General features: G+C 36.8%; 26 protein-coding genes and 2 pseudogenes. 6 read left to right on the forward strand and 22 right to left on the reverse strand.

All coding sequences use genetic code 11. The features are described from left to right. Positions 1-102: 102 nt before the first annotated feature. The 12 genes from purD to pyrF are packed head-to-tail and all read right to left on the reverse strand — an operon-like array spanning position 103 to position 9913. Positions 103-1377 (reverse strand): phosphoribosylamine--glycine ligase, encoded by a 1275-nt coding sequence (gene purD / locus ACO6FI_RS00740; protein ID WP_485455673.1) that lies wholly within the window; start codon positions 1375-1377, stop codon positions 103-105. Next, positions 1374-1970 (reverse strand): phosphoribosylglycinamide formyltransferase, encoded by a 597-nt coding sequence (gene purN / locus ACO6FI_RS00745; protein WP_485455674.1) that lies wholly within the window; start codon positions 1968-1970, stop codon positions 1374-1376. The genes purD and purN overlap by 4 nt, the downstream gene beginning before the upstream one ends. Positions 1971-1978: 8 nt before the next feature. Then, positions 1979-3004: a phosphoribosylformylglycinamidine cyclo-ligase gene (purM, locus tag ACO6FI_RS00750; RefSeq protein WP_485455675.1), complete on the reverse strand. Its 1026-nt coding sequence runs from the start codon at positions 3002-3004 to the stop codon at positions 1979-1981. 55 nt (positions 3005-3059) lie between these two features. Beyond that, the gene (purE, locus tag ACO6FI_RS00755) at positions 3060-3569 is read right to left on the reverse strand and encodes a 5-(carboxyamino)imidazole ribonucleotide mutase (RefSeq protein WP_485455676.1); all 510 of its coding nucleotides are present in this window, start codon (positions 3567-3569) and stop codon (positions 3060-3062) included. Positions 3570-3579: 10 nt separating this feature from the next. Beyond that, a complete protein-coding gene (locus ACO6FI_RS00760) occupies positions 3580-5637 on the reverse strand; it encodes an aminopeptidase (RefSeq protein ID WP_485455677.1) in 2058 nt (685 codons plus the stop codon). Beyond that, positions 5601-6026, reverse strand: coding sequence for a hypothetical protein (locus tag ACO6FI_RS00765; protein WP_060930157.1), 426 nt, complete (start codon positions 6024-6026; stop codon positions 5601-5603). Before ACO6FI_RS00765 ends, ACO6FI_RS00760 begins: the two co-directional genes overlap by 37 nt. Then, positions 6023-6475 carry a VanZ family protein gene (locus ACO6FI_RS00770; RefSeq protein WP_274970791.1) on the reverse strand — a complete coding sequence of 151 codons (453 nt, stop codon included), beginning with the start codon at positions 6473-6475 and terminating at the stop codon, positions 6023-6025. The genes ACO6FI_RS00765 and ACO6FI_RS00770 overlap by 4 nt, the downstream gene beginning before the upstream one ends. Position 6476: 1 nt before the next feature. Then, a complete protein-coding gene (locus tag ACO6FI_RS00775) occupies positions 6477-6626 on the reverse strand; it encodes a hypothetical protein (protein WP_009444628.1) in 150 nt (49 codons plus the stop codon). Between the two features lie 14 nt (positions 6627-6640). Next, complete coding sequence (pyrE, locus tag ACO6FI_RS00780; RefSeq protein ID WP_060930159.1) at positions 6641-7312, reverse strand: orotate phosphoribosyltransferase; 672 nt, start codon at positions 7310-7312, stop codon at positions 6641-6643. Between the two features lie 15 nt (positions 7313-7327). After that, a complete protein-coding gene (locus tag ACO6FI_RS00785; RefSeq protein ID WP_485455678.1) occupies positions 7328-8233 on the reverse strand; it encodes a dihydroorotate dehydrogenase in 906 nt (301 codons plus the stop codon). Continuing rightward, entirely contained in the window at positions 8230-8994 is a 765-nt protein-coding gene (locus ACO6FI_RS00790) for a dihydroorotate dehydrogenase electron transfer subunit (protein ID WP_485455679.1), read from the reverse strand. Before ACO6FI_RS00790 ends, ACO6FI_RS00785 begins: the two co-directional genes overlap by 4 nt. A 10-nt stretch (positions 8995-9004) precedes the next feature. Then, positions 9005-9913: an orotidine-5'-phosphate decarboxylase gene (pyrF, locus tag ACO6FI_RS00795; protein WP_298054613.1), complete on the reverse strand. Its 909-nt coding sequence runs from the start codon at positions 9911-9913 to the stop codon at positions 9005-9007. A 93-nt stretch (positions 9914-10006) separates the two neighbouring features. On the opposite strand from pyrF, the gene ACO6FI_RS00800 reads away from it, so the two are divergent. Continuing rightward, positions 10007-10747, forward strand: a complete 741-nt coding sequence (locus tag ACO6FI_RS00800) for a GNAT family N-acetyltransferase (RefSeq protein ID WP_485455680.1) — start codon at positions 10007-10009, stop codon at positions 10745-10747. 129 nt (positions 10748-10876) lie between these two features. After that, positions 10877-11416 (forward strand): annotated as a pseudogene (locus tag ACO6FI_RS00805) (ZIP family metal transporter); the annotation flags it as partial. Positions 11417-11449: 33 nt separating this feature from the next. Here the strand turns inward: ACO6FI_RS00805 and ACO6FI_RS00810 are convergent. The 3 genes and pseudogenes from ACO6FI_RS00810 to ACO6FI_RS00820 all read right to left on the reverse strand — a co-directional run bounded on the left by ACO6FI_RS00810 (position 11450) and on the right by ACO6FI_RS00820 (position 12433). Next, positions 11450-11803, reverse strand: coding sequence for a DUF3796 domain-containing protein (locus ACO6FI_RS00810; protein WP_124952458.1), 354 nt, complete (start codon positions 11801-11803; stop codon positions 11450-11452). 137 nt (positions 11804-11940) lie between these two features. Further along, positions 11941-12213: pseudogene (locus ACO6FI_RS00815) on the reverse strand (ORF6N domain-containing protein); the annotation flags it as partial. A 4-nt stretch (positions 12214-12217) separates the two neighbouring features. Next, positions 12218-12433, reverse strand: coding sequence for a hypothetical protein (locus ACO6FI_RS00820; protein WP_485455681.1), 216 nt, complete (start codon positions 12431-12433; stop codon positions 12218-12220). A gap of 165 nt (positions 12434-12598) precedes the next feature. On the opposite strand from ACO6FI_RS00820, the gene ACO6FI_RS00825 reads away from it, so the two are divergent. Then, a complete protein-coding gene (locus tag ACO6FI_RS00825; protein ID WP_485455682.1) occupies positions 12599-13696 on the forward strand; it encodes a YdcF family protein in 1098 nt (365 codons plus the stop codon). Between the two features lie 41 nt (positions 13697-13737). Here ACO6FI_RS00825 and ACO6FI_RS00830 read toward each other — a convergent pair whose 3' ends face one another. The 7 genes from ACO6FI_RS00830 to ACO6FI_RS00860 form a co-directional block, all read right to left on the reverse strand. After that, complete coding sequence (locus tag ACO6FI_RS00830) at positions 13738-14061, reverse strand: type II toxin-antitoxin system RelE/ParE family toxin (protein ID WP_485455683.1); 324 nt, start codon at positions 14059-14061, stop codon at positions 13738-13740. Further along, on the reverse strand, positions 14051-14302 hold the full coding sequence (locus tag ACO6FI_RS00835) for a type II toxin-antitoxin system Phd/YefM family antitoxin (protein WP_314767475.1): 252 nt from the start codon (positions 14300-14302) through the stop codon (positions 14051-14053). Before ACO6FI_RS00835 ends, ACO6FI_RS00830 begins: the two co-directional genes overlap by 11 nt. Before the next feature lie 99 nt (positions 14303-14401). Then, entirely contained in the window at positions 14402-15493 is a 1092-nt protein-coding gene (locus tag ACO6FI_RS00840; protein WP_485455684.1) for an ABC transporter substrate-binding protein, read from the reverse strand. Positions 15494-15505: 12 nt separating this feature from the next. Then, a complete protein-coding gene (locus tag ACO6FI_RS00845) occupies positions 15506-16297 on the reverse strand; it encodes an ABC transporter permease (protein ID WP_060932343.1) in 792 nt (263 codons plus the stop codon). Then, the gene (locus ACO6FI_RS00850; RefSeq protein WP_485455685.1) at positions 16294-17115 is read right to left on the reverse strand and encodes an ABC transporter permease; all 822 of its coding nucleotides are present in this window, start codon (positions 17113-17115) and stop codon (positions 16294-16296) included. The genes ACO6FI_RS00845 and ACO6FI_RS00850 overlap by 4 nt, the downstream gene beginning before the upstream one ends. Further along, positions 17108-18184, reverse strand: a complete 1077-nt coding sequence (potA, locus tag ACO6FI_RS00855) for a spermidine/putrescine ABC transporter ATP-binding protein (RefSeq protein WP_060932341.1) — start codon at positions 18182-18184, stop codon at positions 17108-17110. Before potA ends, ACO6FI_RS00850 begins: the two co-directional genes overlap by 8 nt. 18 nt (positions 18185-18202) lie before the next feature. Beyond that, positions 18203-18736: a helix-turn-helix domain-containing protein gene (locus tag ACO6FI_RS00860; protein ID WP_485455686.1), complete on the reverse strand. Its 534-nt coding sequence runs from the start codon at positions 18734-18736 to the stop codon at positions 18203-18205. Between the two features lie 321 nt (positions 18737-19057). On the opposite strand from ACO6FI_RS00860, the gene ACO6FI_RS00865 reads away from it, so the two are divergent. The 3 genes from ACO6FI_RS00865 (at position 19058) to ACO6FI_RS00875 (ending at position 21616) form a co-directional block, all read left to right on the forward strand. Beyond that, positions 19058-19669, forward strand: a complete 612-nt coding sequence (locus ACO6FI_RS00865) for a hypothetical protein (protein ID WP_485455687.1) — start codon at positions 19058-19060, stop codon at positions 19667-19669. A 952-nt stretch (positions 19670-20621) separates the two neighbouring features. Beyond that, entirely contained in the window at positions 20622-21170 is a 549-nt protein-coding gene (locus tag ACO6FI_RS00870) for a hypothetical protein (RefSeq protein ID WP_485455688.1), read from the forward strand. Positions 21171-21199: 29 nt separating this feature from the next. Beyond that, on the forward strand, positions 21200-21616 hold the full coding sequence (locus ACO6FI_RS00875) for a hypothetical protein (RefSeq protein WP_485455689.1): 417 nt from the start codon (positions 21200-21202) through the stop codon (positions 21614-21616). Positions 21617-21773: the final 157 nt, after the last annotated feature.

The raw sequence follows: 21773 nt of genomic DNA on the forward strand, positions 1-21773 counted from the left end.
TCGGATACAATAGTACCGGTCTTCAGTGATATTTTAAAAACCGAAGGTACTAATAAACAATAATTATTTTTCTCACTAGTCTAACAAATACAAACTATACTGTCAATCTTTAGAGTCTATACTCATTCCGATATCATTTCTCATATATTTGTTCTCAAAGCCTATCAACTTTGTTGCCTCATAGGCCTTATCTCTTGCCTCTTTTAAAGTAGGTGCCTTTGCCGTGATACCTAGAACTCTGCCTCCGTTTGTAAGTACATCGCCGTTTACTTTTTTTGTACCTGCATGAAATGCAAATATATCCGTTTTTCCTTCAAAGTTTTCAAGTCCTTTTATTTTCTTACCCTTTTCATACTCAAGCGGATAACCGTCACTTGCAAGTACTACACAGACTGCCGCATTATTCTCAAACTTAAGATCAATCTTATCCAGACATCCGTCAATACATGCCTCAAATACATCTATAATGTCGTTTTCCATCCTAGGAAGCACTACCTGAGTCTCAGGGTCACCGAATCTGGCATTGTACTCAAGCACCTTTACACCGCTCTTTGTAAGCATCAGTCCGTAGAAGATAATTCCTTTAAACTCTCTGCCCTCGGCTCTCATAGCATCCACTGTCTTTTGATAGATATGTTCCTTACAGTATCTGTCTATGTCCTCGGTATAGAAAGGACTTGGGCTGAAGGTTCCCATTCCGCCTGTATTGAGTCCCTCGTCGCCGTCCTTTGCTCTCTTGTGGTCCTGTGCCGAAGTCATAAGGGCATAGTGAGTACCGTCTACAAATGAGAGTACACTCACCTCTCTGCCCTCCAAGAACTCTTCTATAACTATAGTATTTCCGGCATCGCCGAAACTCTTATCAATCATAAGCTCTTCGATACCCGATTTTGCTTCTTCAAAAGTTTTACAAATCAGTACTCCCTTTCCGAGAGCAAGTCCGTCAGCCTTTAAGACTATAGGATAATTTGCCGTTTCCAAATATTTAATTGCTTTTTGCGGATCGCAATAGTTTTCATATGCCGCTGTAGGTATGCCGTACTTTTTCATAAGGTCCTTTGAAAACGCCTTTGAACCCTCCAATATGGCGGCATTCTTTCTAGGACCGAATACCCTAAGTCCCTCAGCTTCAAACCTGTCGACTATACCGCCTACAAGCGGATCGTCCATACCTATTACAGTCAAATCAATCTTTTCTTTCTTTGCAAAGTCGGCAAGTTTGTCAAAGTCCATAACGGATATTGCGACATTTGTTGCAATTTCTTCCGTGCCTGCATTTCCCGGTGCTACACAGATTTTGGGATTTTTCTTACTCTGTGCCAATTTCTTTACAATGGCATGCTCTCTGCCGCCTCCGCCTACAACCAATATCTTCATAAAACTTCTCCATTTGCAATCATTTCAACAGCTTTCGGTAAAATAATCCATTCCGCCTCTTCCATCACTCGTCTTTGTAAGGTCTTTGCATCATCACCCGGCAATACATTTACAGCCTTTTGAATTATTATCTTACCCGTGTCTATTCCGGCATCTACAAAATGCACTGTGGCGCCTGTTACCTTGACACCCCTTTGTAATGCCGCCTCATGTACCTTAAGTCCGTAATAGCCCTTACCGCAAAAACTCGGTATCAGTGAAGGATGAATATTGATTATCTTATTTTCAAATGCGTCCACTATATCCTTTGAGATATTTACCAAAAATCCTGCCAGTACTATAAGGTCGGGATTCAGACTCTTGAGTTCATCAAGCAGTGCCTTATTAAAATCATCTCTGTTTTTAAAGTTCTTCGGCGATATACATTTACTCTCTATCCCTGCATTTTTTGCTCTTTCAAGCGCATAGGCATCGGCATTGTTTGAGATAACCGACTTTATTCTTACATTTTTTATACTGCCGTCTTCTATTGCCTTTATGATTGCGGCAAGATTGGTGCCGCCACCTGAAACTAAACATACGATATCAAACATAGACTCTCCTATATAAGCTCTACACCCTTTGTTCCTCTATCAATATATCCTATTTCAAAGGCTTTCTCTCCCGCCTTATCTATTGCTTTTAAAGTTTTTTCAACGTCGTCTTTATCTACCGCTATTACCATACCAAGGCCCATATTGAAGGTGTTATACATCATCTCTTCACTTATATTTCCCCTTTTTGCCATAAGCTTGAATATGGCCGGCACTTCATAAGAATCTTTTTTTACTACCGCTCTTTTTTCTTCCGTCAACATTCTTGGAATATTCTCATAGAATCCGCCGCCTGTGATATGTGAGCAGGCCTTTATCTTTACACCCGATTCTCTTACACTCTTTAATGCCTTCACATATATTTTTGTAGGAGCCAAAAGTGCCTCTCCCAAAGTCTTATCAAGTTCCTTGTAGTAGGTATCAAGTGATTCCTTTGTCATATCAAAGACCTTTCTTACCAATGAAAAGCCGTTTGAATGTACTCCGCTTGAGGCAATACCGATAAGTACATCGCCTTCCCTCAAATCTTTGCCGTCTATAAGGTCACATTTGTCGGCCAATCCTACGCAAAAACCTGCAAGGTCATATTCATCCATAGGATAAAATCCCGGCATTTCGGCAGTCTCTCCGCCGATCAATGCGGCACCTGACTGTACACATCCGTCTGCCACTCCTTTTACAATGGTGGCTATCTTTTGCGGTTCATTCTTACCGCAGGCTATATAGTCAAGGAAGAATAGAGGCTCACCGCCTGCACAGGCCACATCATTCACACACATAGCCACACAGTCAATACCTATAGTGTCATGCTTGTCCATAAGAAAAGCCAGCTTAAGCTTGGTACCTACCCCGTCGGTTCCTGAAAGAAGAACAGGTTCTTCCATATTCTTAATCTTACTAAGTGAAAATGCACCTGAGAAACCTCCAAGCCCTCCAAGGACCTCGGCTCTCATCGTCGACTTTACATGCTCCTTCATCAACTCTACAGCCTTATAACCTGCTTCGATATCCACACCGGCACTCTTGTAATCCATATTACCTCCAATATACAAAACAAAAACTTACAAAGAGACAACTGCTATATGAAGTTTAGCCCTTCAAAAAAGCATCTACTCCCACACTCTTTAACTTACCGTCCTTAGCCTCAACTTCTTTTGCCATCTCATCACTGAATCTTTCAAGCTTATCAAAAAACTCACTATCATTAAGAGCAAGCATCTTTGTTGCAAGTATTCCCGCATTTTTCGCTCCGTTGATTGCCACGGTTGCCACCGGTATACCTCCCGGCATCTGCACTATTGAGTAAAGTGAGTCCACTCCGCCAAGGTCCGATGTCTTTATAGGCACTCCTATTACAGGAAGCGGTGTAAGTGCCGCGCACATTCCCGGAAGATGTGCCGCCTTACCGGCTCCTGCAATCACCACCTTGATACCTCTGTTTCTAAGCTCTCTTGCCCATTTAAAGAATATATCGGGCTCACGGTGTGCGGATATTATATTGTACTCATACTCTATCCCCATCTTTGTAAGGAAATCTCCTGCCGCTCTCATTGTCGACAAATCGGAATCGCTGCCCATCACTATTGCTACTTTGCTCATAGTTTCTCCTTTATTCATTCAATATTTCACTACCCTCAAGCACAAACTTTCCGTCTCTTATAATATATGTGTGAGAACCGTCAGGCTCGTTGGTATATATATCTCCCAGCTCTGCAAGAGGGATTGTTATATCGGTGTGGCAGTTAAAGTATGCCTTTTTGATATCGGTCTTTCTTATTATGGAACATTCGTTATCTCTTGCCGTTATCGCCTTGCCGTCAGGATTGTATGTGATATTGTCCTCCTCATGTGAATAGCAGGTATCACCGAAAGCAAAATGCGGACCCATCTTTTCTGCTATCAAAATAGGCATTTTCTCAAATATGTCATATTTTTTTGCCACATTGTAGGCAATCACATTGGTACCTATAGCAAATTCACCCATAGGAAGACTCTTATGTCCTTTCAGAACGGCATCATCAATTATTCTTTTGTTGTCTTCTTCACTTTCAAAGTTTTCACAGGTATAGTCCTCAATCATTCCGTCCTTGACTTTTATACAAAGATTCTTAAGATGATAACCTGAAAGAAATACATCCTTTACAAAAAGTGTACCCTTGGTACCCTTAAGCACAGGTGATGTGAACACTTCACCCACCGGAATATTTACATCCGCCCCGCAGTTTTCAAAATTGGTCTCCTTAGTCGCATCTTTAAGCTCATGCAGCTTTACGGTAATAGATGTCTTATTGCCCTCACCGCCTACTATACTTACCGTATCCGCTTTATCCAGCGCATCAATTATCTTTTGCTGTGCATCTTTATACTTTGTAGCATCCAATGTATTGATTCTTATAATATCATCAAAAATATTTGAATAAATCTTCTCATCTTCTGCAATACTTGGCAGCGGCCATGCTATTATACAAAATGCCGTACCTGAAGTATCAATATACTCATCCTGTAAAAGCATCATTTCATTTCTGTAATTTGTCATCAGATTGTTCTGCTTTTCACCGAATGCATTGGCACATTTTTTCTTTACAGGCAAAAACTCCATCTCGCCGAAGGATTCCATCAAAGCCGGACCGCCGTACTTTGACATATTTTCCTTTATTTCTTCAAAGGTCTGCCTGCTAACTTCAAGCTTTCTGTCAAGGTAAGCCTTCTTTGTAAAGATATTCATATCAAACTTGTGGTCATACTCAAACTGTCTGTTTACTCCGCCACTACATATTCCCCTGTTCTTTACAGGTGATATATCCGCAAGTCTGTACGGCTTTCTTTGTAACACCACTTCAAAGCCCATATCCTCAAAGAAAATAACGGCCTCTTTTACTATTCTTTCAAATCCGATATTGTAAATCAGTGATACAACACTTCTCTTTGATATATCTTTTTGCATTGCAAAAAAACCGTCTCTATAGCCGTCCACAAAAGTCTTTGCACACAGTCTGACAGTCTCATTATCAAGCGAATTCAAATATTTTGCTGTATTTATCTCATTTGAGCCTATGTATTCTCCGAATTTGAAAAGATATCTAAGATCCGACAGATCGTCATTCATTATGATATTATAAAAGAACCTGTTAGAAGTGGTAAAACTTTCAATAATTCTCTTTCTTGCAGTTACATCCAGATAATCTGAAGCGTACCAATATATAGCATCCGCAATCTCTTTTGCACTTCCACCTTCCATAGCTATGCCGTAGACTTGTAAGAACAGCTCAAGTATATTTACAAACCCTTCAAGGTCTCCCTCATACACACTGACAAGTGCGGCTCTCACCTCAAAGCCCAAACTTAATAAAGGAGAAACAAAGTCCTTATCAAACAACTTCTCCAATACATCCGGATTGTATACAGAGCCTGCATAAATATCCTCTCTCAAGTCATAGAAAAGCTCATCCTGCATATATGTAAGTTCTTCCAAGCTTAAAGCTTCAAACTCACCGTTTTCTTTTTTTTGCCTGATATCATTCACTTTTTCCAAAAATGATGCAAGCTCGGCAAAAAAGTCCTTAAACTTGGTATCCTCTTCCGCTCTTATCAAAGATATCCTGTCCATTGCAAGATTTATTCTCTCAACTATTACCCTCTTATCCCAAGAATAAATATCAAAAACCATAGTAAAAATAAAACTCCTCCAATCAATGTTGTAATCACCGAAAGTGATTTTCTGGCCACTCCGTCTTTAAAAGATTTCATAGAATAATAAAATCCCGCTCCTGCAAATAAAAACGAGCAAAGTGCAAAGGCCGACACCTGTGTACTCGGTGCCCCCTGATTTTCCACCACTTTCCTGATTGCAAATACCAAAAGCACTACCGCAACCAAATCCATAAACAGTGCGAACTTCGCATCCTTTGCAAAAGGTCTTCTCATATAGTCGACCATATCACTTCTGCTTGTAGCAAACTTTACCTTATCCTCAGCCGCCAAAAATCTGTCGGAGTCTAAGATATTTTCTTCTCTTCTAAAAGGCGTTCCTATTCTTTTTCTTTTAAAAAATCTCATTCACGTCTCCATATGATAATCTTACACAGCACAAACGCGATATATCCCAAAAATACTCCCAATGTATTTAAAATAATATCGTCCACATCAAAGCTGCCAACATTGGTCAAAAGCTGTATCACCTCAACAGCACATGAGAGTAAACAGCCTTCTATCAATGTTTTAAAGAAACCGCATTTTCTTTTGCCGATTATCGGCCTGAAAAATCCGAAAGGCATAAAAGCAAGTATATTGCCGCCTAAATTCAGCACCGATATCATACCAAGTTTATAAAAATTATTTATATATCTTTTGATTTCAAGAAACGGTACGGTGTTATATCCATGGGTTTCCACCGCCATTCCTCTTCCGAAGCCCTCGGCAAAGAAGAGGAAATAGCATAGAATTAAAATATACAATGTGAATAACACCTGACCCAAAAATCTAAACTTAGCTTTAAGTTTATTCATATCAAAACTCTATATGATTCTTTCCGACAAGCAGCCTTGCCCCGTTCACAATGGACATCACACCTGTAGCAACACCTACAACTATCATTACCACTCCGATTGCAATACCCGCTCCGCCACAAAATTTCATAAGTTTGTATGTCTTTTCCATTTTTTCACCTGTCTTTACTTTACACCGTAAATCTTATAGTAGTCGTCAATAGCCGCCTTTAACTTATCGTCAATGATTACCTTGCCGTTTATCTCTCTGTTATATAGATACTCAACCACCTCATTCATTGTAACAATGGCTGTAGTCTTCAGTCCGTACTTCTCACTTATCTCTACAAGTGCGGACTTCTCACCCTTGCCTCTTTCACATCTGTCAACACTTACTACAAGTCCGAGTACGTTCACATCTCCCTGTGCCTTTATTATAGGTAGAGTTTCCTCGATAGAAGTTCCGGCAGTGGTAACATCCTCTATTATGACCACTCTGTCTTTATCCTTTATAGGAGAACCGAGCAGAATACCTGTGTCTCCATGGTCCTTTACTTCTTTTCTGTTTGAACAATACTTTACATCCACACCCTCGTCACTGAGTGCCATAGATGTTGCAACACTGAGGGGAATGCCCTTGTATGCAGGTCCGAATAAAACATCAAAGTCGTCTCCGAAAGCACCTCTTATAGCCTTTGCATAGTATTTTCCAAGTCTGCTAAGCTGTGAACCCGTTCTGTAAAACCCTGTATTTACAAAGAAAGGTGTCTTTCTTCCGCTCTTTGTAACAAAGTCTCCAAACTTAAGTACTTCACACTCTATCATAAAGTCAATAAATTCTTTTTTATAATTTTCCATCTCTACTCCGTTTCTTTACTTTACAAGACCTATAATCTCATTTACATCACTGAAGTTATTTTTTTCAAGATATTTTTCTATACCTTTTGCAATATCTATACCTGCATTCGGGTTGAAAAAATTTGCCGTTCCGACGCTTACCATAGTTGCACCTGCAAGCAAAAACTCTATGGCATCCTCAGCCGTAGCTATTCCTCCCATACCTATAACAGGCACTTTCACCGCATTTGCCACCTGATATACCATTCTCAGCGCAACAGGCTTTATCGCAGGCCCTGACATACCTCCTGTTTTATTGGCAATGGCAAAACATCTTTTATTTATATCAATCTTCATTCCTGTGATAGTGTTTATAAGAGAAAGCGCATCCGCTCCTGCATCCTCAGCCGCCTTTGCAATCTCTGTAATATCCGTAACATTCGGTGAAAGCTTCATTATAACAGGCTTTTTTGAATGTGCCTTTATCTGACTTGTAATATCTCTTACACTGTCTACATTTGTACCGAAAGCGATACCGCCATGTGATACATTCGGACAGGAAATATTGATTTCAAGCATATCTACAGACTCATCTGAGAGTCTTTCCACAGTCTCTATATAGTCTTCAATACTTCTGCCGCAAACATTTACAATTATCTTCGTATCCTTTTGCTTAAGGAATTTCAAATCTCTTTCTATAAAGGTATCCACTCCGGGGTTTTGAAGTCCGATAGCATTTAACATTCCGCCATAGACTTCCGCAATCCTTGGTGTAGGATTGCCCTCCCAAGGTATATTGGCTACGCCCTTTGTGGTGATGGCACCGAGCTTGTTTATATCCACGAGGTCTGCAAATTCTTCACCATGTCCGAAGGTACCGCTGGCAACCGTTACAGGGTTTTTAAACTCCACACCTGCAATATTTACTTTTGTACTTATCATAATTCCACCTCTAAAGCATTGAAAACAGGCCCTTCGGTGCAGACTCTTTTATTCTTCACATTGGAGTGAGAATCTACCTCACTTGACTTACAGGTGCAAGCCAGACAGGCACCTATACCACATGCCATCTTCTCTTCCAATGACAAAAAGCACTCCGTATTATTTTCAGATGCATATTTTTTTATGGCTCTAAGCATCGGAGTAGGTCCGCAGGCAAGTATTCTGTCGGCCTTTATATTGTTCTCTCTTATTGCATCAAGAACATTTCCCTTTGTACCTATACTTCCGTCTTCAGAAGCGATAAAGACCTTGCCGTATTGCTTAAGTTCATCTGCAAGGAATGTATCACTGTCTCTGAAACCGAGTACTATTATCTTCTCACCTTCAAGATTCTTTGCAAGCTCAAGCATAGGCGGTATTCCTATACCTCCGCCTATAAGTATGCTTGACTTTGAATCTGTAGGAAAGCCGTTTCCAAGCGGTCCCAAAACCTTTATATCATCTCCCGCTTTAAGCTTTGAAAACTCTTTTGTACCGGTATCCTCACCTGTCACTCTGTATACAAGCCTTATAGAATCCTTAGCGACCTCACATATACTTATAGGTCTCGGCAAAAGCTTGGAAGGATTTTTCGTATAGACATTTACAAACTGTCCCGGAAGAGTGTCCTTTGCTATATCTGTCTTTATCCAAACGGAAAAAATATCCTTACTTAATTCATCTTGGGAAATCACTTTCCCATTGTCCATTATCTTTGTCATCTTACTCTCTTTATAATACTCTGTTTATATCTGCTATCATGTCTTTTACAGCCGCTCTTGATGCGTCCGCAAAGTCAAGTGAAGAATACTTTTCCTGCTTGTATGCGGCTATGATTCCTCTTGAAGAGTTTACTATTGCACCAAGTCCGTCTTTATTGAAGCAAGGCTTTAGATCCTCTGCGGTTCCTCCCTGAGCACCGTATCCCGGTACAAGGAAGAATGTATGAGGCATCTTTTCTCTGAGTATTGCACTCATTTTCGGATATGTTGCACCTACAACCGCACCTACATTTGAGTACTCTCCGTCCATACTCATAGCACCCCACTCACAAGTCTTGTTTGCAACAAGCTCATAAAGAGGTGTAGTATCTATCAACCTGTCCTGAAACTCTCCGCTTGAAGGATTGGATGTCTTTACAAGTACAAAGATACCCTTGTCCTCGCTGTTACACACATCTATAAAAGGCTTTACTCCGTCTGTTCCAAGGTACGGATTTACCGTAACAAAATCAGTATCAAATCCGGACACCTTCTCACCCAAAATCTCACTTACTCCGATATGAGCCTTGGCATAGGCAAGAGAGGTTGAACCTATATCACCTCTTTTTGCATCACCTATTACAATCAGACCCTTACTCTTTGCATACTCGACTGTATTCTTATATGCAATCATTCCGTCTATACCGAACTCCTCATACATGGCTATCTGCGGCTTCACTGCCGGAATAAGGTCATATGTCTTATCTATTATAGCCATATTAAAGTCATAAAAAGCCTCAGCCACAGCCTTTGTGCTTTTTCCGTATTTCTTTATTTTCTCATCTAATATATAATCAGGTATATGTGAAATAAGCGGGTCCAACCCGACACATATAGGGGCATTTGTTTGCTTGATTTTTTCAATAAGTTTTGCAATCATATTTTCTCCTAAAGGCCCTTTCGGGCATAATGTATTTATGAAAGTATAACACATAAACACGCATTATTTCAATAAATGCACTTGGAGTTTGAGATGAATATAATAAAAACAAAGGAACTTACACAATCTTATATAGAAAAGATAAATAATATAGTTAAATCACAGGATAAGGTCAAACATCTTCCGCTCTACTTTGACTTTAGTGACGACAGATGTACTTACTATCTCTGTTTTGAAAATGAAGAGTTAATGTCTGTAATTGCACTCTTTGAGATAGATATTGATACATATGAAGCCATAGCATATACAGATATGTCAAACAGATGTAAGGGATATTTTAAGGCCGCTTATACATATCTTTGTAATGACCTTGAAAGAGAGTGTGATATCTCATTTATCTGCGAAAGAAATTACTCTCCTGCCGTAAAAACAGCCAAAAGTCTGTCACTTACATATGAATGTACCGAAACCATGATGGAACTTGACCTCTCTTCATACAATGCCGAACCTGTTTTTGATATTGATATAATTAAAGAAGATGATATTTACTATATATTTCAATCAGATATTGAAATAGGATCGTTTTGCTTTTATACCTTTACATTCAACACCGACGATATATATTTTCACAGCTTTAATATATATGAAGAATATAGAAACAAAGGGCTTGGTAAACTGTCTATGACTGCAATACTTTATTATTTAAAGAGTCTTGGAAAAACAAAAATACATTTACAGCTGCTGCTTGAAAACGCTACGGCGTATAAGATATATAAAGAACTCGGTTTTATTATCACAAGCGAGATAAGCTACTATAAAAAGATTATCGATTAACAGATTAAAGTATTTTGTGCAATTTAATTTTTTTCTATTTATTTGTATTGCAAATTGTTTTTATAAATGCTATTATAGAAAATGTAGTTAGCACAACATAACTACATAAGATATATACTGATAAGAATTTTAATTTTACTCTTGCTTGACCACATTATTCCGCATCTGCATATGTATGCTGCAAAGGCTGAAGGGCGAAAGAGTAAACTTGCAAGAACCGCTATGATGTTGCTTGCCGTGAATCTTCACAATATACCTGAGGGTATGGCTGTAGGTATTGTATATGCGGGATTTTTAAACGGAACGATAGGTATATCCGCAGGAGCCGCACTTGCACTTTCTCTCGGTATCGCCATTCAAAACTTTCCTGAAGGCGCCATCATCTCCATGCCCCTTCATGCTGAAGGACAGAGTAAGATGAAAGCATTATTCTACGGCATACTCTCAGGTGCGGTAGAGCCTATAGCGGCATTTATAATGCTTGGTGCATCCGCATTCTTTATTCCTATTATGCCCTATCTCCTAAGTTTTGCGGCAGGCGCTATGATGTATGTTGTAGTGGAGGAACTTATTCCTGAAATGAGTGAAGGGGAACATTCAAATATAGGAGTTATATTATTTGCCTTCGGATTTACAGTGATGATGGCACTGGATGTGGCGCTAAGCTAAATACAATAAACACTGACTCAACTTCAACTACATTCAACTTTTTCCAATAATAGTATCCACTATGACGGCTATGGCAAAAGCTACGTTGATTAAAATAGTCATAGCCGAGTATTTATCATGGATATATCCACTGTTAGTTATAACTACATTGGTTATAAATATAGCGACCAAAATACCTCTGTATAAAGTATGTCTTTTGTCATCTTTATTCTTAATACTCTGCGTATCATTCACAAAAAAATATGAAAAAAAACCATAAAAGCAAAAAAAATGAAAAAATACTACATTATCAAATACAAATCCTAAAAATCCTAAAAAACCTAACAATCCCAAGAATCCTAAGAATTTTTTAAATCTGTATATTTTTTTATTCTCCAAATTTTCCATCAAAGTTCTCCCTCATTAAATTACATATTTTCTAATCTTTAATATAGTACCAAAATATTCCCATCTAAATTGTTCCACATAACAAACTACATTTCCGAGCATTTAATATAAGCTTTATATGTTCAGATAAATGAACTTGTCAATTTTACGCATGTTAGCTTGTTATACATTTCTTGGTTTTCTACGATATAGTCTTTTATTTGTTTAAAAGTACAAACTAAAGCTCTACTTTGCCTTACTGCAAGGTCACCCTTTAATACAGTCATAAGCATATAAATCCCCTGTTCAGTAAAGGCACAAGGATTGTACTTAATATTACTCCCTCGTCCGGTGCCTCTGTTCAAGGTGAAATTTTTGCACCTTGAAAGTTCCTCAACTTCTTGAGTTGTCAGTTGAAATATAAAATCTTCGCCTTCATTTATTATCCCTATTTTCATAATAATTTATAGCGGCAATTATTGCAGATATGCCAAACCATATTCCAAAAACATAAACTGCACTTTTTCCCAGACTATAAAGGTTTAATCCCTTATATATCCACATATTCATGGGAATAACAATTACAACAAAAGAAATGATATAGATAAGTGTATTTATAAGAAACCTTTTATGCCTTTTTATAAACTTCATACTACCTCCTTTATTCCCGGCAAACAACATATGGTAACAACTATATTGTATCACAGACCGAAAATAAAAACACGGCTTTATATATTAAAAGTATCTTACTTTAAAATAATTGAAAGATAGACTATAATAATCAGACATTCCATATTGGAATAGATTGGAGATTTTATGATTCAACTTATAGCTTTTATCCCTTTTATACTTATGAGTATTGTATTTATTACTCATATGAAAAAGGAACCCCGCGGAATGGTAACTGGCGTACTGTTTTTAATCTACTTGATTACTATAGGTGCTACCGGACTGTTTACACTTTTTTATTACTCGGAAATTTTGCAAAAAAGTCGCTTTTTATATCCTTTAGTAATGATTAGCGGAATAATATTCATTGTAGCAATTGCCCTGTTTCCGTTTGTACTTATCATTACCTATTTTGTACAAGGAATCCTTATACTGAGAAAGGAGGGTATCAGATTAAAAAATATACTGTCATTGGCATTTTCAATATCACTTGTTATTTATATATTTGTATGGCCTTTGATTATGCCGGTATCTTTATCAAATATTTATGAAAAGCCTCTTCTGCTCTTTGCCGATATCATATATAAAATATTCAGCTTTATATTTATATATCTGTTGTTTTTGATGGCAATGTACTGTGTTTCAGCTATTTTAAATCTGATTCATATAGGTAAAGCCAAAAATCTTGACTATATTATAGTGCTTGGTGCAGGTATTAAGGGAACAAGGGTAACACCGCTTCTTGCAAGCAGAATAGATAGGGGCATAGAACTTTTAAAGTATAATCCGAATGCCAAGCTTATATTGTCAGGTGGAATGGGACCCGGCGAAGATATTCCCGAAGGAGTTGCTATGGCGGATTATGCTAAGCAAAAGGGAGTATCCGAGGAAAAGATTATAATAGAGGATAAGTCAAAAAACACATATGAAAACCTCCTCTTTTCTTCAAAGCTTATTGACAATGAAAATCCTAATCTTGCTCTTGTCACCACCTCATATCATGTATTCCGTGCCTTGGTATTTGCAAAAAAGCTTAACATACCTTGCATAGGCTACGGCTCAAAGACAAAGTGGTACTTTACACTCAATGCACTTATAAGAGAATATATAGGATATCTTTCAATAAGCCGTAAATTCCACCTGCTTGTAGTATTATTCTATACCATAGCAATGTTGCTTCTTACCCTCTTTGATTATCTGAATAAAACAGGTGCAATAAATCTAAAAGATTTTTTACACATATAAAAACATCCCACAGACAAAAAAGCCTGTGGGATGTCTTTCTATCATTTTAACAAGTTATCTTGATTTTGCAAAGAATGTCCTATTCTTACTACTACTATCATGTTCTTTCTTTTTTCAACAAAATAATACACTATATAATTTTTAACCGTTACCTTACATATATCATTTCTCTTCAAATATATATTGTTTAATCTTGAACCTATGTTTGGAAATTTACATAAATTGTCCATTTCTTTTTCAAAATGCTGAATAAATGATATTGCAGCATCCTTGTTACATAACTCTCTATCAATATATTCAACTATATTATTTAAATCAATTTGTGCACGATTGGTAAGATAATATGAAAAATTATTATATTCCATATTTGTCCTTCAGCTCTTTTATTACTTCTTTTCCTTCACTGACTTTCCCATCCGCAAAGTCTACAATACCTTCATTGATAAAATCAGCCTCTGCAATTTTAGCAATCTTAGACTCATAGTATTCCATATTCATAACTACCAGCTTTCCATAACCGTTTTTAGTCACAAAAACCGGACCGTTTTGACATTTCTTCTCAATCTGCACAGTATCTTTCAAATCTCTCATAGGTACAATCTGCATAATCTCACCTCCAAATTATGACTAAATTATATACTAAATTTAATCATAAGTAAACACAATAAAAAACTGCCACGGACTAAGTCCACGGCAGTACTTTTTTTAGTTACCCTTCACTTCTTTCCAAAGCTCATTATAAAGATTGTCGCCATCATCTCCAAGATACTTATAAACCTCACTGTTTTTAAGCATATCATCTGTCGGGAAGAGCGCCGTATTGTCCTGCAAATCCTTATCAAGTAAATCATATGCAGCCTTGTTAGGTGTAGGATATGTTATATATTCAAAGTTCTTCTTTGCAATCTCAGGTCTGTTTAAGAAGTCTATCCACTTTTCGGCATTTTCCTTATTCTTTGCATTCTTCGGAATCACCCATGAATCAATCCATACATTGGTACCCTCTTTCGGTATCACATACTTAAGTTCAAAGTCTCCGCCGGCCTTTGCAACCTCATTTTGAACATAGAGCATCTCACCTGAATAGATAACTCCTATAGCAGCCTCACCGCCGATCATCTTATCTCTAACCTGATCCACAACATAAGCCTGAACAAGAGGCTTTTGTTCTATAAGTTTATCCTTTACCTTCTCAAGTTCCGACTTGTCTGTAGTGTTCATAGAATATCCGAGCAGCTTCTCACCCACCATAAAAGCGTCTCTTACAGAGTCCTGCATAAGGATATTTCCCTGATACTTGGGATTCCAAAGGTCTCCCCAGCTTGTTATATCGTCCTTTACCATGGAAGTGTTATAAAGTATACCCACAGTTCCCCATGTATACGGTACCGAGTACTTATTCTCAGGGTCGAAAGCCTTTGACATCTCCATATATTTAGGATCGATATTCTTTACATTCGGAACATTGTTAAAATCAATTTCTGCTAGCATATCATTCTTTATCATCTTTTCAATCATATAGTCTGAAGGACATACCACATCATAGACAACTCCACCGGCTTCAACTACAGGATACATCTCCTCATTGGTCTCAAACATATCATAGACAACCTTGATGCCGGTTTCTTTTTCAAACTCTTCTACAACACTCTCGTCAATATACTCACCCCAGTTATATACATATAATTCTCCTGCACTGCCTGCCTTGGCACCGGCATCACCTTTGCCGCATCCTGACAACACCGCCACAGACAGCAGGCTCATCAATGTCATTGTACTCACAAATTTCTTTTTCACGCTTATTTCCTCTTATCTTCTTTTATTTATTTTATTTTGTGCAATATTTGATACTATAAGTAAAATCAAAACAGTACCGAATATGATGGTAGAGAGTGCATAAAGACTCGGCTTTATACCCCTTCTAACCTCTGAATATACCAGAGTGGATATAGTGTTTATACCTGCACCCTTTGTAAAATGTGTTATTATAAAATCATCAAGCGACATTGTAAAAGCAAGTAAAAATCCCGAGATTACTCCGGGGAATATATCCGGGAACACCACTTTAAAGAATGCCACAAGCGGCGTAGCTCCAAGGTCAAGAGCCGCCTCATATGTAACTCTCTCTGTCTGCTTAAGTTTCGGCATTACAGAAAGCAATACATACGGAATATTAAAAGTTATATGACTTATAAGAATCGTCTTAAAGCCGAGACTGATGCCGAATGCGATAAATCCGAGCATCAAAGAAATACCTGTTACAATATCCGCATTCAACATAGGAATATTGTTGACCGCCATTACCACTGTTTTAGGTACTTTTCTCATATTGTTGATACCGATAGCGGCTACAGTACCTATAATTGTCGCAATAAGTGCCGATAAAAATGCTATTACAAGTGTATTTCTGAAAGCAGACATAATTGTGGCACTCTTAAAAAGTTCAGAGTACCAATCAAGTGTAAATCCGCCCCATCTGTTCCTTGACTTTGAAGTGTTGAAGCTTAAAATCACCAAAGTAGCTATCGGGGCATACAAAAATATCAATACGAATACAAGGTAAATATCACCAAGTACTCTTCTAATCTTTGAAAAAATCAAACGCTCATGCCCTCCCCGTCTTTATCATACTTGGCAATAAACGCCATACTGATAAGTATAAAAATCATCATAACCAGTGAAAGTCCGGAACCCAGATTCCAGTTGCTGCCCTTTGTAAACTCCTGCTCTATTACATTTCCTATCAAAAGCACCTTGCTTCCTCCAAGGATATTGCTGATAACAAATGTAGTAAGTGCAGGTACAAATACCATTGTGATACCGCTGACAATACCCGGAATACTGAGAGGTATTATAACCTTTGTAATTGTCTGCATTGTATTTGCACCGAGGTCTCTGGCAGCATTTATGGTATTGTCGTCAATCTTTTCAAGTACATTGTATATCGGCAGTACCATAAAAGGCAGATAATTATACACCATACCAAGCACAATGGCGGCAGGTGTATTGATGATATTAAGTCCCGGCAAATGCAGGAAATGTAAAATTGTATTTATAATTCCGTTCTTCTCAAGAAGTGAAAGCCATGCCAAAGTTCTAAGCAAAAAGTTCATCCACATAGGCAAAATAAATATAAATACTATAAGGCTTCCCTTATTCAGCTTCTTACCCTTTAGTGTAAGTGCCAAAGGAAATGCCATTACGAGACATATCACAGTGCTGATAACCGAAAGTGCAATTGAAAGTAAAAGTGCCTTAAAGTGGTCTTTTGCAAATATAGAGAGCACATTTGACAGTGTAAAGCTTCCGCTTTTATCGGTCAGTCCGTATATAAAGATAAGTGAGAGAGGTATTATTGTAAAACCGATCATCCACAGAATATACGGGAATGCCAACACTTTTCTGAAGTTTTTATTCATTTACTCCCACAGCCTCCTCATCCTCAGACTCAGGCTTATTCATTATCTGTATATCAAAAGGGTCCACGCTGATGCCGACTTCCTTACCTACCGGGAACATATCTGTAGAATGTACCAGCCACTCATAGCCGTTCGGCGTGGTAACTTCCATCTCATAATGCACTCCCTTAAATATCAAATGAGTAACTCTGCCTACCAAGGTTCCCTTCTCAGGCTCTACAAGGTCGATATCCTCAGGTCTTATAACCACATCCACAGGCTTATTGTTTCCGAAGCCCTCATCCACACAGGCAAACTTTGCACCGAAGATCTCTACAAGCCTGTCCTGAAGCATAGTTCCACCGATTATATTTGACTCACCTATAAAATCCGCTACAAACGCATTTTCAGGCTCGTTATATATCTGCTCAGGTGTACCCATCTGCTGAATATAACCCTGATTCATAACCACGATGGTATCGGACATTGTAAGTGCTTCTTCCTGATCATGTGTGACATAGATAAATGTGATGCCAAGCTCATTTTTCAGTCTGATAAGCTCGTACTGCATATCCTGACGCAGCTTAAGATCCAAGGCCCCCAGCGGCTCATCCAGTAAGAGTACCTTCGGTTCATTTACTATGGCTCTTGCTATAGCTATTCTTTGTTGCTGTCCTCCTGAGAGTGAATTTATACTTCTTTTCTCAAAGCCGGCAAGGTTTACCAGTTTCAGTGCATACTTTATCTTGTCATCAATATATGCTTTCGGCTTATTCTTTATCTTCAGTCCGAATGCTATATTTTCTGCAATACTCATATGAGGAAATAATGCGTACTTCTGAAATACTGTATTTAAGTTTCTCTTATTGGGCGGAATATTCGATATATCTTTGCCGTCAAATATTACTCTGCCGCTGTCAGCCTGTTCAAATCCACCTATTATCCTAAGGGTGGTGGTTTTACCGCAGCCCGACGGCCCCAGTAAAGTTACAAATGAGTTTTCTTTAATTGATAAATTCAAATCATCTAAAACAATCTCTCCGTCAAAACTCTTTGAGATATGTTCCAAATCAATAAGGGATGTACCCATACTTCCTCCAAAAATATTCTAAAAATTAGGCGGTGTGCTGACCCATATAAGCTTTGCACCACGCTTTGAGCTGATATAATGCTTTTTATCCGATGTAAAATAAAAAGACTCACCTTTTTTTGCTACATACATATCATTTCCCCTATGTATCTCCACACTGCCCGAAAGAATATATCCGAACTCCTCACCGTCATGAGGATTGTCAGGATATGTAAGCCCTCCCGGTTCTATAATCTGTAGTATAGGTTCCATCATATTCTTTTGTGCATTCGGTATTATCCATTTGACTGTATTGTTTAGTTCTTTATCCTCTTTGATAAAGTAATCTTCTTCCGTAAAAACCACCTGCGTTTCGGTCTCTTCCTCAAAAAAATCCTTTATCTGTACTCCGAGGCATTGCAAAATATCAAGAAGAGTTGCTATGGACGGAGATGTGATATTATTCTCAAGCTGTGAAATAAATCCCTTTGACAATTCCGCCCTGTCGGCAAGCTCTTCTTGTGTAAGTCCTGCAAGCACTCTGAGTCTTTTCAGTTTTGAACCGATATCCATAAAAACCTTTCTTTGTGTTGCACACTATTTCTAATCAAAAAGTTTAGTGTTATTAAACAAAGAGTATTATACATTATCTTAAACAACTGTCAAGCAATTTATTTTTAATTAAATAATGCTATAACACATATATGCTAATTATTTTATTTAAACTTTTATATAATTTCACCAAAAAATATAAAATTTATAATTATAATATAACTATCAACACATATGATTTATGAATATGCTTTCTTTCTTTTTTTTACTTGCTCCCTTAACATTTATATGGTATAGTTAGTACAACAAATTCTAATATATTTAGTAAAGAAAGGAGAGCAAATGAAGAAATATGTTATTGGTGTTATTACATTACTTACTCTACTACTGAGTAGTATTACTGTTTTTGCATCAGAAGAGTATAACATTTCAACTGAGTCACCGATTAGTATCTACAAATCAAGTAATTCATTAGATGAAGATGTGATTGACATACTTCCTCTTTACCCGACTGATGCATTCGTTCCAGCTACCACAAATGGTGCTACTTTTTTCTCTGTTCCTAAAAAAATAGTAGTTACTTCAACCACTAGGCGTATTGATTACTCAAAAGTACTTGCAAAAAGTCCTATTGTAAACAAAGGAATGACTGCTACTGTTGCTTACTCAAAAAGTCTTTCTGCATCTTTTAATTGCAGTGCATCTGTTGGTACCGATATAATTTCTGCTGGTGTTGGCTTTAATGTTTCAACAACATATCAAACTACTGGTTCAGCCAGTCAAATTGCTACTAGTAGAGGTTATCTTGTTCTCGTTCCTGAATATAAAGTTGTTAATTTTAATATTTACTCTGGTTCACGCAGACCTATTGGTAGACAGAATTGGGTTCTAATTGGAAAAGGAACTGCACAAAAGCCTGAAAATTTATTCGCTGTTTGGAAAAATTCCTATTAATATATTATGAACGATAACTTTAGACTCATAGCAGGTATATCTGTAAAAACTATTATACTGATATTACTGATTATATGTATACTTAACGGAAGTAAAATCTCCGATTTTATTTATTCCTTAAATACCGAAGGCTTTAGTGAATTTGAGGGAATGAGAACATATATATCGGTACAAATCATCCTAAGTATTTTATCAATCCTTGATGCATTGTTGATAGCTTTGGATTATTACAAAATTTCAAAAACTTCATAGATTATGTATTTATAAATATATTGGAATTTAAAAGGGGAGCTGTTGGGAAATAAGCATTTCTACTTCCCGCAGAACTAAATAAAAATATCCTGACAAATGCAAGGCGTTTTTGCTCTATTACTTTGTCAGGATATTTTGTTTTCTATAGTACTGTCTATTTTGGGCATAAAATCCCATTGACTGAATTTTTGGTTTTGCATTTTTTCTTATACTGTTTTCTTCTGTATTTCCCCTTCAAATTTCTTTTGTTTTTCATGGAGAAAACTAGGATATTTATTTATATTTCTTCTTAGTAAGAAAAGCCTTTAAAATAAAGGATTTAAAAGAATTGTGTGAAATTAAATGGTTTGAGCAAAATTTAAAACGTCGGAATTTTCATAGTACTTCGACGGAAGACGGGAACACCTATTAAATCTACCATAAAAAGGAATTATTCGTAATTTATTTATTAATTTATTTATTAATTTATCATTTATTTACACTATTATCTTTGGGAATACAAGTCAGATATTGACAAAATCAAATATATATAGTATATATAGAATATACTTAGTTGGACGTGTTTTTGTATTGATTATTAATGTAAAGGAGGGTTTCTATGAAATAAAATCCACAGATTTAGAAGAATTGAGATATGGTAGAAAGTGATATTTAGATAGGCGAAATGATAATATCAATTATATTAGCAAAGGGGTATATTATGTTAAATTTAAAATTTAAAAAGATATTGGCAATCATATTAACACTATTAATGTTTACAAATATTATTTCAATAGATAGTTTTGCAGGTATATATAATCCAAGTATATTCTCTGGATATACACAAGGTAGTTCTTTTTATAATGCTGGATTAGCATTTGGACCTGTAAAAGTAGGTGATATGTATGTCAAAGTAACAAATATTCATAATGGACCAGTTGGCAGTTGGGGGAATGTTAATCATATAAATTTACATGTTTATAAAAGAACCACTAAAAAAACTCGAGATGTAGTAAATTTACATATAGTTAAATATAGATTAGCTGGACAAGATTGCATACGTGTATATGATGCTGTATCTAAGACCGTTGTTATAGATCAATGTTTTTTAAACTTCGAAGAGGCTGCAAAAGCAATAGCAAATTTTGCAAAAAATATAGCAGGTTCAACGTCTAACAATACAAATAAAATAGTTAATTCTGCTGTATGGGGAAGTGTTGCAGCTGTAATTACCACTATATTGTTATATCTTGCTCCTGTAGCTTTATAATAGACAATTTTATAGAGGAGATTAAACTATTGCTAAAATACTATAGTTTTGAGCTTGATGACTGGCAGGACAACGATTGGCTAATTGAGGTATTGAAGCTGTTTTTAGATGAAGAAAGAGAGGTAGAACTGAATTGCTGGAATGATGAAATTGATGCTATAAATCTGGCAATTGATTTGGGATTTAGAGTAATTGAGATACAGCAATTCTTAATCAGACTTAGCGGGACTACAGATATGCTCGATTTAAATAAAATTATGAGTCTAAAAAGTTTTATTCAAACTACAGAAGAAGATAAAGAAGAAAATTTGTTGCCGTTTTTCTCACTATTTATTAAGGACGAAATATTCATTGAACACTATGCCAGAGAAAATTATGTTTATAATAAAGAAAAGTTTGATTTGACTGTAGATATCTTGAATCGTCATAATGTAGAATTTCACTAATTTGCTATCGTAAGAAAGATATGTGTATATATGAATAATGATTTATCAAATAGTACCGCTGAAAAAACAGTTAATTTCTTGCTAATTGATGACCTGCAAGATAAAAATTTACCTGTTGAGGTATTGAAACTATTTTTATATGAAGAAAAGGAAATAG

Source organism: Lachnoanaerobaculum sp. (assembly GCF_057250505.1).